The sequence below is a fragment of the Sulfurimonas sp. genome (genome assembly GCF_034005705.1).
Taxonomy (GTDB): Bacteria; Campylobacterota; Campylobacteria; order Campylobacterales; family Sulfurimonadaceae; genus Sulfurimonas.
Genome location: NZ_JAVEUF010000005.1, coordinates 21,624 through 36,817, shown reverse-complemented (window position 1 = coordinate 36,817; position 15,194 = coordinate 21,624). Strand labels below are relative to the sequence as shown.

Genomic DNA, 15,194 nt, shown 5'->3' with positions numbered 1-15,194 from the left:
CTTAAATAATTTTCAAATATTTCACAACTGCATCTACAATGATCTTGTACCCTTTTGCATTAGGGTGAATATAGTCGATCTTAAGCTCATTTTTCGATAATACTTTTGATAGGACATCCTCTTCAAAAAAGACCCCTGTCTCTTTAGCGACCTCAGCGTATATGGAGTGTGTATTAAATCCCAAAATACCGAAGTTTGGAACTCCGACAAGCAGAACCTTTGCTCCGCTTGCCTTTATGGTATCTATCATCTGGGTGAGGTTTGCTTTTAACTTCTCATCTGAACGCTTGCGGATAATATCATTTCCGCCGTGGCAGAGTATTACCAAGTCCGGTTTCTGTTCCAAAAGTTTGGGAAGGCGCTCTAACCCCTCAGATGACTCTTCACCTGAGACGCCGCCGTTTATGACACGAACGCCTACTCTTTTTTGAAGCTGTGCGGGGTAACTCTCTTCCTCTGCAACACCGAAGCCGTAAGTGATACTGTCACCAAAGGCAAGTATCGTCGCATCACTCTGTAGCTCGATTTGTGAGGAGCCTGAGTCTCTCTCTTTTGTAATTATTGTAAATAGCATAATTGCGCCAAGGAGAACAGTTATAACTTTTATCTTATTCATTTAACTGTCCGTAAAATAGTTATGCGCTAAACATCATCTTTGCCAAAACTACTATGAAAAAGCCTAAGACAAGAACAACTTTGTGAAAATGTTCCTGCATAAAGTGAGGTTTTTTGCGACCGGTAAATTTTGTAAAAAGATTAAACAGCACGCCGCTTGCGATGATAAGTGCCAGAACAATTTTAATAACTAGCAGTTTTTGCAGATCAGTCTCAAAAAAGCCTGCATTTGAGTTGATGTATCTTGACATCATCATGCCGCCCGTCAAAACTATAATAAGCAGTGATATGGGGAAAATCTTGAAGCTTTTAGCGCCTAGAGTCTGGTTGATCTTCTCATCCGTCTCTTTGCCGAACTTGTTTTTGAGTGCAGAGATCATAAATACGTCGGTAAAGACATAGCCTAAAAATATGATCGCCAAAACTAAGTGGATTATATGTGCATATGGATAGACTGCTTCCATTGTTGCTCCTATTTAAAATTAATTGCAATTATATCAAAGATGCCAATTGAAAAACTTGCATATTGAGTTAAAGCTCTCATCTAAAGGCGCTTTAATAATAAGCATCTCACCGGTGTGTGGATGTTTTATTTGTAGTGTTATTGCGTGAAGAAGCATTCTGTGGCAGTTAAACTCACTGCGCATCAGCTTGTTATGCTCCCCTCTTCCGTACTTTGTATCGCCCAAGATATGGTGAGAGATATGCTTCATATGACGGCGAAGCTGATGTTTTCGCCCTGTTTGCGGCTCTAGTTGCACAAGGGAATATCTGCTCTTGTCATACTTTCCGACACTGTAAGGAACCTCAACCATTGCAAGCCTCTTATAGTAGGTTGTCGCATCTTGAGCCTCTTTATCCTCAGAGCTCTCTTTGTCTGCGATCTTATCAAGCTTTACGCTAAGAGCGTGCTCTATAACTCCGCTCTCATCTACATAACCGCGCACAACTGCAAGATAGCTCTTTTTTGTCTCTCTTGACATAAACTGCTCGCCCATTAACTTTGCGCTCTCTTTATCAAGCGCAAAAAGCAAAACTCCTGATGTCGGCTTATCCAAGCGGTGAACAGGGTAGACGAACTGCCCTATCTGATCTCGAAGTATCTGCACTGCAAACTCTGTCTCGTGTCTGTCAATGGGGGAGCGATGAACTAAAAGGCCCGATGGCTTATTTATAGCCACCAGATACTCATCTCTGTATAGGATCTCAAGCAATATGGATTAACCGCGCTTTGTCGTTTTTCTTTTTTTTGTAGTTACCGGCTTTTTATAGCTCTCGCCTTTTTCGCTCTTTTGGACTTTTTGAGGTTTTTTGTAGGGTTTTTTAGCTCTTTTTGTCTCTGCTTTTTTGTGTTCGCTCTTTAGTGTTATCTCATCCTGATCTTTTCTTCGAATGGTAGGATCAGGCTCAAAACCCTCTACCGTCTCTTGCGGTATCTTCATCCCGATTAGCTTCTCTATGGCTTTTATATCATACTTCTCATAGATGTCTATAAGGCTTATTGCCACTCCGTCCCGTCCTGCACGGCCTGTTCGTCCGACTCTGTGGACATAATCTTCAGGAATTGAGGGGAGTTCATAGTTTATAACAAAAGGGAGCTCCTCTATGTCAAGTCCTCTTGAAGCGATGTCGGTTGCGACCAGAACTTTTGTTTTTCCTTCTTTGAAATCGTTTAGGGTCTTTAGGCGGTTCGCCTGAGTTTTATCTCCGTGAATGACCCCGCATTTAAGTCCGTCTTTTTTGAGTTCTACCACAAGTTCGTCTGCACTCGCTTTTGTTCTTGTAAAGACAAGCACCTGTCGAAAGTTTCTAGAGCCTATCACATAAGCCAAAAGCTGGGCTTTTTTGTCTGTATCTACCAGATAAGCCACCTGATTTATGGTGTCAACGGTCGAGTTCTTCTTTGAAGCCTCTATAAAAGCAGGTTTTGTGAGTATAAGTTTTGAGAGCTTTCTCACCTTCTCGCTGTAAGTAGCAGAAAAAAGAAGCGTCTGATGTCTTTTTGGCAAAAGAGGATGTATCTTTTTTATCTCTTTTACAAACCCCATATCCAACATTCTGTCCGCTTCATCAAGCACAAATATCTCTACATTTGAGACGTCCAGCCCCTTCTCTATATGCTCCAGCACTCTTCCCGGTGTAGCAATAATTATATCGACACCCTCTTTTAGGACTCTCTTTTGATAGTCCAGATCTTTTCCGCCAACCAATACGGCAATATTTAGAGGCATATTTTTTGCAAAGCCCTGCAGATCATCGTAAATCTGTAAAGATAGTTCTCTTGTTGGAGAGAGGATGATACCTCTGAGCACTCTGTTCTCATCAGCCGATGTTTTTCTTAGTCTTTGGATCATAGGAAGCCCAAAAGCCGCTGTCTTTCCAGTTCCGGTCTGAGCGGTTGCAAAAACATCGCTTTTTGCCAAAACCAGCGGAATGGCTCTTGTTTGGATATTTGTAGGTTGTTTGTAGCCCAGGTCTTCTACGGCGCTAAGAAGTTGTTTGATTACTCCGAGTTTTTCGAATGACATTATCTACCTACTTTCAATTAATAGCGCAATTTTAGCACATTATTAAAAAAATAAGTTTTTTGTGGCTATAATCACCACAGATTTCAAAACGGCGTAACCAATGATAAGAAAGACGTTCAAAAACTTAAGTGCGCATGAAAAACTAAAAGCATTTACCGATAAATACAAAATACCTATAGAGTATCTCTCTGCAAACAGGAAGATGGTCTCGCGTGCAGTTTTCATAGGGCTTTTTATTGCTTTCATCCCTATGCCCATGCAGATGCTAGCAGTCGTCGCCGTCATACCGTTTGTAAGGTTCAACGTACCTATCGCTCTGGCTATGTGCTGGCTTAGCAACCCTTTTACAATGCCTGCTATGTACTATATAGAGTATCTAACGGGAAGTTTTCTGCTTGGGATGGAGACCACGCCTGTCGAGATGACTCTGGAGTGGTTCAGTGACAATCTGGGCAATATATTTATTCCGCTATATGTAGGAACTGCTTTTTACTCTGTCACGTTCTCATCTTTGGCATACTATCTTGTAAACCATCTCTGGAGAAGCTCGGTTAAAAAAGACCAGGATCTTAGAAAAAACGGTTTTTTTAAAAGAAACAGACATAAAGAGACGAACTCATCCGAGCAGGAAGAGCCTAAGCCTTAACGCTTCTTTTTTTAAAATAGACCCAGGCAATAATACCCAGCAGACTCATAGCCAGACTCATAACCTGCCCTTGCGTTATAAAGTCGCAACAGACGTAACCTATCTGAACATCCGGTGCGCGCCAGATCTCCGCGATCGCTCTGAATGTTCCGTAGCTTATGCCGTAGACCAAGATAAGCTCTCCGCTGTAGCTCTGGAGTCTTCTAAAGAGATATACCACCACAAAAACACCAAAACCCTCTAATATCGCCTCATAGAGCTGTGACGGATGGCGAAGGACACCATCTACCAATATGCCCCAAGGCACGTCCGTCTCACGGCCTATAAGCTCTTTGTTTAAAAAGTTTCCTATACGTCCGAAGACAAATGCAAGAGGTACGCTGATAGCCACCAAGTCCATTATCTTGCCGATCTTTATTTTGTGCTTTTTGGAGTAGAGATATGTCGCAATTAAAAAGCCTAGCACCGCTCCGTGATAGCTCATACCTCTTATGCCTACAAATTCGCCATCGACAAAGGGGTTGAATATCTGCCATGGATGAGAGAGATAGTAGAGAGTATTTGGATCGTAAAAGAGTATATAGCCTAGTCTCGCACCCAGTATTACACCTATCTCCACATAGATAAAATAGATGTCTATACCCTGTTTGCCAAAATCAAGAGCATCTTTTTTTATAAAATATTTTCCTATGTAAAGGGCACTGAGGAGTGCCAAAACATACATGATCCCATACCAGTGCACAGGGATAGAAAAGAGATGAAACGCTACGGGATCGAATGTCTCGTATATGTTATTCCATGCCGACATTACTCTTTTAATGCCTCGGCTATCAGCTCTATAGGGTTCTTAAATACTGTTTTAGTATCGGTATAGCCGAGTGAGGCGTTTATCTGCATTCTGCACGCGCTGCACTCCGAGCTCACCACATCAGCCTTGGTCTCATTTATCATGGCAGCCTTAGGCGCACCGGCAGCTTTTGCAAAGTGGTACTTCTCGCTCTGCATCGTCACACCGCCAAAACCGCAGCAGCTGTTGGGATCACTCATCTCAACTATGTCGTAGTTCTTACCTATGAGTTTTCTAGGCTCTTCATAAATGCCCTGCATCTTTCTTGCATGGCAAGGGTCATGGTAGGTTACTATTTTTGGATCTTTTTTCTTCGATGCTAGTATCTTGCTAAGCTCGGTATGTTTATCTAGCCACTCAGTCGCCATAAATATCTTCTCTCTAAGTGCAACAGCTCTTGCTTTCCACTCAGGCTGGTCGTGAAAGAAGTGCTCATAGTCGATCTTTATCATCGCCGAACATGTTGCCTCTGGAATAATAATAGCTTCGACATCTTTGCTAAAACTCTCAAAATACTCTATATTGAATTTTGCATTGTGATCGACCGTATAGAAGTCACCCGTAAAATAAGCAGGCGCTCCGCAGCACTTCTGATCTTTTGCCAAAAATGCATCAATTTCTAAATGCTCCAATATCTCCAAAAGCGAATTTCCGACGTTTACGTAGTTGTAGTTACCAAGACACCCTATGAAAACGGCCACTTTTCTTTTGCCGCCGTTGTCTATGTTCTCTTCGTGCGAGTTTAAAAACGACACTTTTTTAAGGCTCGGAAGAATCCTGTCAGCCTTTAACATAGGCAGATTGAAACGTGAGGTCATAGAGTCCTTGTTTGCCTGAATCTTAAACGAACATGTCTGAAATACCCAGCCGAGCTTAAATGCCAGGTCGTTAAGCCAGCGGTGGCGAAGAAGTAAAAAGAAGGCTCTCTTATACCATGCGATACCGAACTTCTCGCCTATGTCTGAACGCACCTGCTCTATGACCATATCTGTAGGAAGCGATTTTGGACACACCTCGACACAGGCCGTACATAAAAAACAGCTCTCAAAGATGTCTTTTGCATTTTTGTCCAGCTCTAAATTGCCGCGCTGATAAGCTCCCAAAAGGTCTAAAAAGCCCCTTGGAGATGTTACTTCATCAGCATTTACGTTGTGAATTGTACAGACCGGAATACATTTTCCGCACTTTATACACTCATCGGTCGTAGCGCCAAAGTTAAAGATTTCTTGCGCAGTTTTGCTCATTGCTATACCGTTTTAGAGAATGTTTTAGAGCTTGCCGCATGTTTTTTCATATAAGCGTCAAACGGCATTGCTATATTTCTAATCAGTAGAGTTCCCGTCTCTGAGCACTCTATAAAATCATCGTTTATGGTCAATAACCCATCTTCTTCAAAAGGTTTTAGCGCTTCAATCGCATCTGCAAAATACTCTTTAAAGCTAGTGTTAAAAAGCTTCTCAAATCTCTTGATATCAAGTTTAAAGTTGCTCATAAGCTCCATGATCACATACTGTCTGATCTGGTCATCATCGTTTAGGACAATACCTCTCTCAAACGGAAGCCTTCCTGCATCTATAGCTTCTTCATAATCTCTCATCTCTTTGAAATTTTGGGCATAGTGTGCAACTCCCTCGCCGATGGAAGTAAGACCGACTCCTATAAGATCAGCGCCGCCTTTTGTAGTGTAACCCTGGAAGTTTCTGTGAAGTTCACCCTTTTTTATCGCCTTGAAAAGCTCATCCTCAGGCTTGGCAAAGTGGTCCATTCCTATCATCTTATAACCATTCGAGGTAAGAAAATTGATGGTCTCTTGCATAATGCGCAGTTTTTCATCAGGAAGAGGAAGCGTTGTCTCATCGATCTTACGCATAGTCTTCTTCATCCAAGGAACGTGAGCATAGTTAAAGACCGCAAATCTATCGGGATCCAGAGTAATGGCAAGAGCGAGCGTCTCTTTAAAAGTCTCCAGTGATTGATACGGCAGTCCGTAGATAAGGTCAACGTTTACCGAGACCATATTGTATTTTCTAGCCAGATCCATAGCATTTTTTGTGATCTCGTAAGGCTGGATCCTGTGGATGGCGTGTTGAACCTTTTCGTTAAAATCCTGAATACCGAAACTTACACGGTTAAATCCGTTCTCGGCAAGAACTCTCATCTGGTCTTCGTCAATATGGCGCGGATCTATCTCACAGCTGACCTCAGCATCTTTTACAAAATTCGGAAAAAAAGATTTTATCTCTTTGATGACCTCTTCTAGCTGCGCTGCGCTGAAAAATGTCGGTGTTCCCCCGCCAAAGTGCATCTGGATCACTTCTCTATTGCAGTTTACATGTGAGGATAGTATCTTAAGCTCTCTTTTGAGGTAGTCTATGTAGCGCAGCATCTTGTCCTCTTTGGAAGTAAAGACAACGTTACATCCGCAAAAGTAACAAGCATTTTTACAAAAAGGGAGGTGGAAATATAAACTCAAAGGACGAGAAGAATCTTGCTGCTCAAGCTTTTGTATATACTCATCATAACCAAAAGAGTCGCTAAACTCCAACGCCGTCGGATAGCTCGTATAGCGAGGCCCAGGCTTTGAGTACTTTGTGAATTTTGCAAAATCTAGCATATGCGTCCTTATTACTATTGTTTATATTTAAAAATAGAGCGATTATCTCTAAAAAGTGTTGAAAATATGGTTAAGTCATTTATTAGCATTGTTATTTAAAACAAAACCTATATATCTTCTCGCTTTAAAATTTTAATATTATTCTTTTTAAACTCATCGTATGTATTTTCTATTCCATCTTGATTATAATTTAAAAATTCACTGTTTAAATAAACAGCTATCGTGTCTATATTGAAAATTTTATTAATTGAAAAAAGAGCCGTTGAATAGAAAGAACAGATACCTGCCGGCAAAATATCTAAACTAAGTAGATGTATCTCAACAGAGGTAGGTAGTCTTTGAATTTTAAAATTGTCATCAATAATGTTGCCAAATTCTTCTAAATTTTCTTCCCTGCGATGTGGAATATAAATAATTTTTTTGTTTTGTTTTACAAAATATCTTTTTATATTTTCTAAAAATTCAAAATAAACATTTTTTTCAACAAGTTTCTCACCATATAATGGTTGACCAATAAAATAAACCGTACTATTATCTACTGTTTTATTTGCTGTATATCTTCTCATAAAAATAAATTTATTTTGAACAATAGTCTCACCATAATATGGTTTCAAATCAAACATTGTAAAATAATTTACTCTTTTTCTGTCAAAATATGTTTTCAATCCGATCAAAGAGTACCTCAGTATCTTCATTTTTTTCGAAAATTTCACTTCACTTTTAATATTTGGGTTCAATTCACTTTTATGCCATCTTAATGTTGCCGACCCATCATCTAACGCGTAAATTTTACTTGTTATTAAATTTGACAATAAAATATTTTGAAACTGACCAAAATGACCAGTAAAAACATTTTTGTATTCATATTGTTTCAATTTATTAATTATTGAAATATACTCAAAGTATTTTGATTTTTTTCTTTCTAAACCTATCTCAACTATCTCATTCCATTCAGAAAGTTTAAAAATTTCTCTCATTTGCTTATGAGTATTACTTCCATCATTAGAGTAATAGACAGCTACTATTATATTGTTCTCTAGTGCCAACTGTGTTTTTGCCTCTAATGCGCTTATACACTGAAAAGGAGAGCTAACAATGAATAAATTTTTCAAACATCTCTCATGTTATAATTTATTGACTTGTTGTTTATTTTACTTTTTCCAATTATAGCCATTGCTATATCAAAATCAATCTCTTCATCAATGTCCACAGAGCTTTTTCTGTCCATTACATAAGCAAATATGTTTTTTTTAAGAAAAAATCCTTTATTCTCTAAAAATTTTTCTGTTTTGCAAATATAAATGGCCCCATTTAACCTATAATATTTATCTAGATCTTGGCTTCTTTTGTTTTTTATTTCATCTCTTAAAAAATCACTCATACTTCCATCTTCTGGTAGAACGTTACTCCAAAGCGGACTATGATCCATTTCACACACACCTATAACTGCATCAGCTTTTTTTGACTCTAGCAGCTCTATCGCCTCATCAATATGCTTTTCATTTCTCAATGGACTTGTTGGCTGCAAAAGAATAATATAATCATATTTTTCAACATTATCTATAGCATGCTTTATGGCATCGAATGTTGTAGCCGTATCACTTGCCAATTCACCTGGTCTTTTGATACTTTTAGCTCCATATAATTTTGATATATCTAATATCTCTTCATCGTCACTTGTAACAACTACTTTATCTATATATTTACTTTTAAGTCCAGCCTCTATGCTCCAAGCTATAAGAGGTTTTCCGCATAAATCGAGAACATTTTTTCTAGGTACTCTTTTGCTCCCGCCACGTGCCGGAATAATCGCTAAAAATGTTTTACCTTTATACACTAAAACACTCCATCATATTCTTCATTAGCTTTCTCGTACTCTTCTATTCGCCCTATATCAAGCCAATACTCTCTAAGCGGGAATGATATTATATTTTTCTTTTCACATATAAGTTTCTCAAATAGTGTAGGCATATCGTAAAACTCATTTTGCGGTATATGCTCTAAAATATCAGGCGAAAGCATATATATTCCGGCACTTACAAAAAATTTATGAACCGGCTTCTCTTCGATGGAGAGAATTCTACTGTTTTCAATATTAACCACCCCATAAGGGACCTGAAAATCATACTCTCTAACGCACATTGTTCCAACTGAATTATTAACAATATGATAATTGTGCAGATGTTCAAAATTTACATTGGTAAGCAAATCGCCGTTCATAACAAAAAACGGCTCAGTTGGCTTCTTTTTTAAAAGACCCAGAGCCCCGGCAGTCCCCATCCGTTGTTCTTCTAATACATACTCAATGTTCACGCCAAACGCACTTCCGTTGCCAAAATAGTCTTGGATTACGTGAGATTTGTAATTTACGCACATCACAATATTTGTGTATCCATACTCTGCGAACTTTTCCACGATTGTTTGTAGTATTGGCTTGTTCCCAACCTTAAGCATCGGCTTTGGAGTGTTTTCTGTAAGGGGTCTAAGCCTTGTGCCAAGTCCGCCTACCATAAGAACCACTTTATTCGCTTTTTCTTTTGGTTTTATAAGCTCTTCTATCTCTTGAATACCGACTATTTTTCCACTATCATCTACTATTGGAATCTGGTGCAGTTTCTTGGCTAATGCAATTTTTAAAATCTCTTCTTTTGTATCACTAACTTTTGCGATCGTAGGAGTTCTAAAAATAATAGTTTCTATAGAACTATTTAAATCAAGCCCTTTTAGCAGACCTCTTCTTATATCACCATCAGTTAAAGTGCCTATCAATTTATTATCTTCATCTACAACCAAAGCTATCTGCATAGCGCCGCTGTCTATTATTTTCAATGCTTCTTTTATAGTTGAGTTTTTATTTAATTTTATGTTTTGGATATTTTTCATTTTATACCTTCTAAATCATAAAATCTCTTTTTTAAAATATCTTTTAAATCTACTTTTTTTATCTCTTTAACGATTTTTTCACTTGCGCATCCTTCACCGTATGGATTTTCTAGCGTTTTTAGTGATTTTTGAAAATCTTTTGAGTAAAGTTTTTCAAATGCTTTTTTTATTGCTTCTTTATTCGGCTCGCAATCTATGACGCTATTAGCTTTAATGCGCCCTTTTTGTCTATCGCCTATATTTATGGTTCCTATTTGAAAGCTAGGAGCCTCAGCAAGTCCGCTAGAGCTATTCCCCACCATTGCATCAACAAATTGTAAAGCGCTTAAGTATCGTAATTGTCCCAATGAGGCAAAACCAATAGATTTATGAGAGTTTTTGGATATATATTCGTCAATCATAGTATTTATAACTCTTCCATCAGTATCGCTATTTGCTTTTGTAAAAATAATATGTGTATCTTTTAGTTCATCTACAGCTTCTAAAAGTTCTTGAAACTGATTTTTAGCTGTAGAGTTTTCTAATGTTACTGGATGAAAAGTCACTAAGAGATTTTTTTTATTTAATTTAAAATCAATTGATTTCTCAAACTCTTCTTTACTTAATAGTTTAAATCTTTTTATATTTTCTATTCCCATTCCGCCGACATTAAAAACTCTATTTGGATGCTCCCCCAGTTGTATGACTCTATTTTTATATTCCTCTGTAGCCGTAAAATGTAAATGACTCATCTTTGTGATACTATGGCGTATTGGCTCATCAAAAGCACCCTCCGTCGTCTCTCCGCCATGTAGATGTGCTATGGGAATGCGTGCTATCATAGCGGCACTAGCGGCACTAAATACCTCGTATCTATCACCCAAAACTACCACAATGTCTGGTTTTAACTCTTCATAAGCCTCTGCGAAACCTATTTGCGCCAGCCCCATAGATTTTGAGATTCCTACTGAGGTATCAGAAGATAGAAGCATCTCTATTTTTTTATCAATCTTAAACTCTTTATCTATCTCTTTGTATGTCAGTCCAAACTCAGGACTTAAATGCATTCCGGTAACTACAACTTGAAGTTCTAAATCTTTATCAGCTTCTATCTCTTTCATTAACCAGTAAAGCAAGCCATATTCAGCACGAGTCCCTGTTACTACACAAATTTTTCTCTTCATATCATCTCATCTTCTTGATAATCTTTTTGTGCAACAGTTCCGATGATCTCATCCCATCTCATAGGACTTATCCCATTTCCTGGCCTTTTAACGGCTAGTTTATCTTCGCTAAGCTCTTCGCCTTTTTTGATCCCACAAGCTGCGACAATTGACTTTCTGGCGACCTGCATATTTGGCATCTCACTCTTGCTTGGTTTTTTAACAGTGCTTCCAAGTGCAAGTTCAATATTTCTTATAGCTTTTACCATCTCTTTTAACTCCTTTGGTTCAAGAGAGGCTTTGTGGTCTGGTCCTTCCATAGTCTTATCAAGCGTAAAGTGCTTTTCTATGCAACTAGCTCCAAGCGCAACTGCGGCAATATCAACCTCTATGCCCAAAGTATGATCGCTGTAGCCGTAAGACACATCAAAAGTATTGCCTATAGTAACCATGGCATTAAGGTTTACATCCTTCATCGGTGTCGGGTACATGGTGTTTGCATGTAAAACTGTGACATTCTCTTTTTTTGTCCCAGCTTCCTCAAGTACATCCAAAGCATCTTCTATCTCGCCTATGTCTGCCATACCTGTTGAGAGAATCACTTTTTTATTTAGCTTTCCGATGTGTCTGAGATACGGCAGGTTTGTTATCTCTCCGCTTGGGACTTTAAATATCTCAAGCCCCAAAGCGTTTAAAAGTTCTATGCTGTCGTGGTCAAACGGTGTGGAGAGAAATATTATATTTTTACTCTTGCAATAGCTCATCAGCTCATGATGGGTTGCCTCATCAAGCTCAAGCTTTTTTATCATATCAAACTGCGACTCGGCTTTGTCTGTCGTCTGCTTTTGGTACTCTGCCTTCTGAGCATTTTTGCTTACTAATTTTTCAGCTTTGAATGTTTGAAATTTAACAGCATCAGCTCCGGCTTCAACTGCAGCATCTATGAGCTTTTTAGCCAGCTCTATGCTTCCGTTATGGTTAACACCAGCTTCTGCAATTATAAATACTTTTTTCATTTTACCACACTTCCTGCTTTTATAAATCCGCTTACTTCAACATACTCTTTTGAAGTCGCGTTGCTTCCGTAAAAAGTATTTTTTTTGACAACTGCGCCGCCGTTTACAATTGCTCCGGTACTTATGTGGCAGTTCTTCTCTACTACGGCATCATGCTCAATGAGAGCTTTTGTGTTAACAATACAGTTTTCACCCACTTTTGCACTTGCATTTATAACTGCATGATGCATTATAACAGTTCCTTCATCTATAGATGAGTGTTTTGAAACATAGGCAAGCGGAGAGGCAATTACCGGCAGATTAAAACCTATTTTTTTCAGTTTATCAAACAGCTTAACTCTAATCTCATTTGATTTTATCTGTCCAACAGTTATTGCCGCGTTTTTACAAGTTTGAAATATAGTCTCTAAATCATCATCACAGCCTATTATTTTATACCCTAAAACATCTTGCCCTATCAACTCTTTTTTATCAATTATGCCAACTATCTCATATCTGTTTTGCATCTCTATAACATCTATAACCGCTCTGCAGTGTCCGCCGCCGCCGGTCAGGATAATGTTCTCCATCATACTCTCACACTGCTTGGGATATTTACGACTCTATCTTCAAGATAAGTTGCATTTGTCAAATCACCGCACAGAGACTCTTTAAACATCTCAAGCCTGTTCATCAGTGTCCAGATAGGTCTTGTCATAACGCCGTTGTTGTTTGAAATCTCCAAAAACTCATCTCTTTGCCCTCTATCTTTTAAGATGATCGCATTTAGCCAATAATTTGATCTGCTGTCATCAGGTTCTGTTGCAAATTCTACATGTTGATTTTTGAAAAATTCTCTATACTCATCCGCTAAAACTCTTTTGTTTTGCAAAAAAACCTCAAGCTGTTCGAGTTGTGCAACCAAGAGTGCGGCATTTATATTTGGGAGCCTGTAGTTGTAGCCTATCATATCGTGTGAGTATTCCCATCTATGAGGAATCTTGGCGGTTGTTGTGATGTGTTTTGCTTTTTTTGCCAAAGTCTCATCGTTCGTGATTATGCATCCGCCGCCTCCCGAAGTTATGATCTTATTTCCGTTAAAGCTGATCGCTCCAAGAAGCCCGAAAGTTCCGGTGTGTCTCTCTTTATAGTAGCTTCCTAAACTTTCGGCTGCATCTTCAACCAGTGCTATATGCCAAGCGTCACAGATCTCTTTTATCTCATCGATCCTGCAAGGATGACCAAAAGTGTGCATAGGAACACAAGCTTTTATGGTCTTACCGCTTATTTTATTTTTGCATCTCTCATCTACTATCTCACAATTTTCACTTAAAAACTCTTTGAGCGATTTTGGGCTTAAACCCATAGTGTCCAAATCTACATCCACAAAAACCGAAGTTGCTCCCGTGTAGCTTATGGCATTGCAAGTTGCTATAAACGTCAGCGGCTGTGTTATAACTTCATCATCTCTCTCTACACCTGCCAAAAGAAGCGATATATGAAGGGCAGATGTTCCGTTCGTGGTAGCAACTGCATACTTAGCACCTGTGAACTCTGCGATTTTTTTCTCAAATTCATCTACAAACTTGCCGACAGAAGAGACAAAAGTGCTGTCAATGGACTCATTTAGGTATTTTTTTTCATTTCCTATAAATCGCGGCTCATGAAGCGATATAAACTCCGTAGTATTAAAAGTTTTTTTGATGAAATCAACTATGTTTTGCATTACATCTTCCCATCAAGATATTTACCGGTCTCTTTATGACCGAAATCAGGTATCATTATATGAAATTCTTTGACAATATCTTCTTTTGTCCATGAAAGGTTTTCTTTATAAGTTTTGATTGTTCTTTCAAAATCATTTAAAAGTTTTTCTTCATATATAGCTTCGTTTTTTATAACTCCTAGGTTATCAAAGCTGTCCATATCAAGAGTTTCTGCATCTGTAAAAAATTCCTCGAAGTCTTTTTCACCGGTTGTATCGCTTGGAGTAAAAAGGCAAGGCCACTTACCCTCTACAGGCAAAGTTTTTGCCAACTCTCTCGCTTCATCTTCATCCTTGCACAGATAGGGCTCGTACCCCTTTTCTTTAAGATACTTGACTGCTATGTCCGCAAAAGTTATCAGATGCAGATCTTCGCTTAGTTTTGGAAAAAAGATATCTCTATTCTCGCCGAATATGCAACTCATCAAACAAAGTTCACCTGACTCCTGAGGCGTTACAAAATACCTTTTTATATCATTTGGCGCGACTATAGGCTGGTTTTTTTCTATGCGTTGGTTAAAGCCGTGAAGCAGGCTCCCGTCACTAAAAGCAACATTTGCAAATCTAGCCATAGAGACATCTATCTGTTTTGACTTGCGCATAACGAACATCTCCATAATTCTCTTGCTTGCCCCCATCATATTTACCGGATTTGCGGCCTTATCGGTTGAAACACAAAAGTATTTTTTTACTCCGTTTTCAATAGAGTGCTGCAGTGTTTTATCAGTATTAAAAACATTTGTTTCAATCATGCGCATAAGCGTAAAGGGGTCTTTTTCGCTTCTCACATGCTTTAGAGCAGACAGATTCAGAACATAGTCATATTTTCCGTCAGCTTTTATAAATGCGTCATACTCTACTGAACCAATATCAAGTGCAAATGTGGAAAAATCGCCATCTATATACCCAAAAGAGCTTCTTATATCACGTACTAGCTCGACCATATTGTTCTCGGAAATATCTACAACGTGCAATTTTTTAGGATTGCGCTTAAATATCTCTTTTGTGACTGCCTGACCGATAGAACCTGCTCCACCGATAACTAAAAAAGATGATGATGAGACTATCTTCTTCAGTTCGGCATCGTGCTTATTTATATCATCAATGAAAAGCTCTTTTTCTCTGCCTATTAGTTTTAATATTTTATTCATAATTCATC

At 38.6% G+C, this 15,194-nt stretch carries 16 protein-coding genes; 1 reads left to right on the top strand and 15 read right to left on the bottom strand.

Features of this window, described 5'->3' with window-relative positions; all coding sequences use genetic code 11:
* Position 1: 1 nt before the first annotated feature.
* From RBR61_RS03875 to RBR61_RS03860, 4 genes are read right to left on the bottom strand one after another with little or no spacing between them, the layout of a single operon-like run.
* Positions 2–616 (bottom strand): arylesterase, encoded by a 615-nt coding sequence (locus tag RBR61_RS03875; RefSeq protein ID WP_320342223.1) that lies wholly within the window; start codon positions 614–616, stop codon positions 2–4.
* Between the two features lie 19 nt (positions 617–635).
* Positions 636–1,079, bottom strand: coding sequence for a hypothetical protein (locus tag RBR61_RS03870; protein ID WP_320342221.1), 444 nt, complete (start codon positions 1,077–1,079; stop codon positions 636–638).
* A 33-nt stretch (positions 1,080–1,112) separates the two neighbouring features.
* On the bottom strand, positions 1,113–1,829 hold the full coding sequence (truC, locus tag RBR61_RS03865; protein WP_320342220.1) for a tRNA pseudouridine(65) synthase TruC: 717 nt from the start codon (positions 1,827–1,829) through the stop codon (positions 1,113–1,115).
* 6 nt (positions 1,830–1,835) lie between these two features.
* Positions 1,836–3,143: a DEAD/DEAH box helicase gene (locus tag RBR61_RS03860; protein ID WP_320342218.1), complete on the bottom strand. Its 1,308-nt coding sequence runs from the start codon at positions 3,141–3,143 to the stop codon at positions 1,836–1,838.
* Between the two features lie 100 nt (positions 3,144–3,243).
* On the opposite strand from RBR61_RS03860, the gene RBR61_RS03855 reads away from it, so the two are divergent.
* Positions 3,244–3,789 (top strand): DUF2062 domain-containing protein, encoded by a 546-nt coding sequence (locus tag RBR61_RS03855; protein ID WP_320342217.1) that lies wholly within the window; start codon positions 3,244–3,246, stop codon positions 3,787–3,789.
* On the opposite strand, the gene lgt is transcribed toward RBR61_RS03855, so the two are convergent.
* From lgt to RBR61_RS03800, 11 genes are all read right to left on the bottom strand, one after another.
* Positions 3,779–4,597 carry a prolipoprotein diacylglyceryl transferase gene (gene lgt / locus RBR61_RS03850; protein WP_320342216.1) on the bottom strand — a complete coding sequence of 273 codons (819 nt, stop codon included), beginning with the start codon at positions 4,595–4,597 and terminating at the stop codon, positions 3,779–3,781. The two genes, RBR61_RS03855 and lgt, sit on opposite strands and share 11 nt — an antisense overlap.
* Complete coding sequence (locus RBR61_RS03845) at positions 4,597–5,880, bottom strand: (Fe-S)-binding protein (RefSeq protein ID WP_320342215.1); 1,284 nt, start codon at positions 5,878–5,880, stop codon at positions 4,597–4,599. The genes lgt and RBR61_RS03845 overlap by 1 nt, the downstream gene beginning before the upstream one ends.
* A gap of 2 nt (positions 5,881–5,882) precedes the next feature.
* Positions 5,883–7,250, bottom strand: coding sequence for an oxygen-independent coproporphyrinogen III oxidase (hemN, locus tag RBR61_RS03840; RefSeq protein ID WP_320342214.1), 1,368 nt, complete (start codon positions 7,248–7,250; stop codon positions 5,883–5,885).
* A 107-nt stretch (positions 7,251–7,357) separates the two neighbouring features.
* Complete coding sequence (locus RBR61_RS03835) at positions 7,358–8,362, bottom strand: polysialyltransferase family glycosyltransferase (RefSeq protein WP_320342212.1); 1,005 nt, start codon at positions 8,360–8,362, stop codon at positions 7,358–7,360.
* Positions 8,359–9,087, bottom strand: coding sequence for an acylneuraminate cytidylyltransferase family protein (locus RBR61_RS03830; protein ID WP_320342210.1), 729 nt, complete (start codon positions 9,085–9,087; stop codon positions 8,359–8,361). The genes RBR61_RS03835 and RBR61_RS03830 overlap by 4 nt, the downstream gene beginning before the upstream one ends.
* Positions 9,087–10,133, bottom strand: a complete 1,047-nt coding sequence (locus RBR61_RS03825) for a nucleotidyltransferase family protein (RefSeq protein ID WP_320342208.1) — start codon at positions 10,131–10,133, stop codon at positions 9,087–9,089. Before RBR61_RS03825 ends, RBR61_RS03830 begins: the two co-directional genes overlap by 1 nt.
* On the bottom strand, positions 10,130–11,296 hold the full coding sequence (gene neuC, locus RBR61_RS03820; RefSeq protein WP_320342207.1) for a UDP-N-acetylglucosamine 2-epimerase: 1,167 nt from the start codon (positions 11,294–11,296) through the stop codon (positions 10,130–10,132). The genes RBR61_RS03825 and neuC overlap by 4 nt, the downstream gene beginning before the upstream one ends.
* Positions 11,293–12,291, bottom strand: a complete 999-nt coding sequence (neuB, locus tag RBR61_RS03815) for an N-acetylneuraminate synthase (protein WP_320342206.1) — start codon at positions 12,289–12,291, stop codon at positions 11,293–11,295. The genes neuC and neuB overlap by 4 nt, the downstream gene beginning before the upstream one ends.
* Positions 12,288–12,863 carry an acetyltransferase gene (locus tag RBR61_RS03810; RefSeq protein WP_320342205.1) on the bottom strand — a complete coding sequence of 192 codons (576 nt, stop codon included), beginning with the start codon at positions 12,861–12,863 and terminating at the stop codon, positions 12,288–12,290. Before RBR61_RS03810 ends, neuB begins: the two co-directional genes overlap by 4 nt.
* Positions 12,860–13,996 carry a LegC family aminotransferase gene (locus RBR61_RS03805; RefSeq protein WP_320342203.1) on the bottom strand — a complete coding sequence of 379 codons (1,137 nt, stop codon included), beginning with the start codon at positions 13,994–13,996 and terminating at the stop codon, positions 12,860–12,862. The genes RBR61_RS03810 and RBR61_RS03805 overlap by 4 nt, the downstream gene beginning before the upstream one ends.
* Positions 13,996–15,186, bottom strand: coding sequence for a UDP-N-acetylglucosamine 4,6-dehydratase (locus tag RBR61_RS03800; RefSeq protein WP_320342202.1), 1,191 nt, complete (start codon positions 15,184–15,186; stop codon positions 13,996–13,998). Before RBR61_RS03800 ends, RBR61_RS03805 begins: the two co-directional genes overlap by 1 nt.
* Between the last annotated feature and the right edge of the window lie 8 nt (positions 15,187–15,194).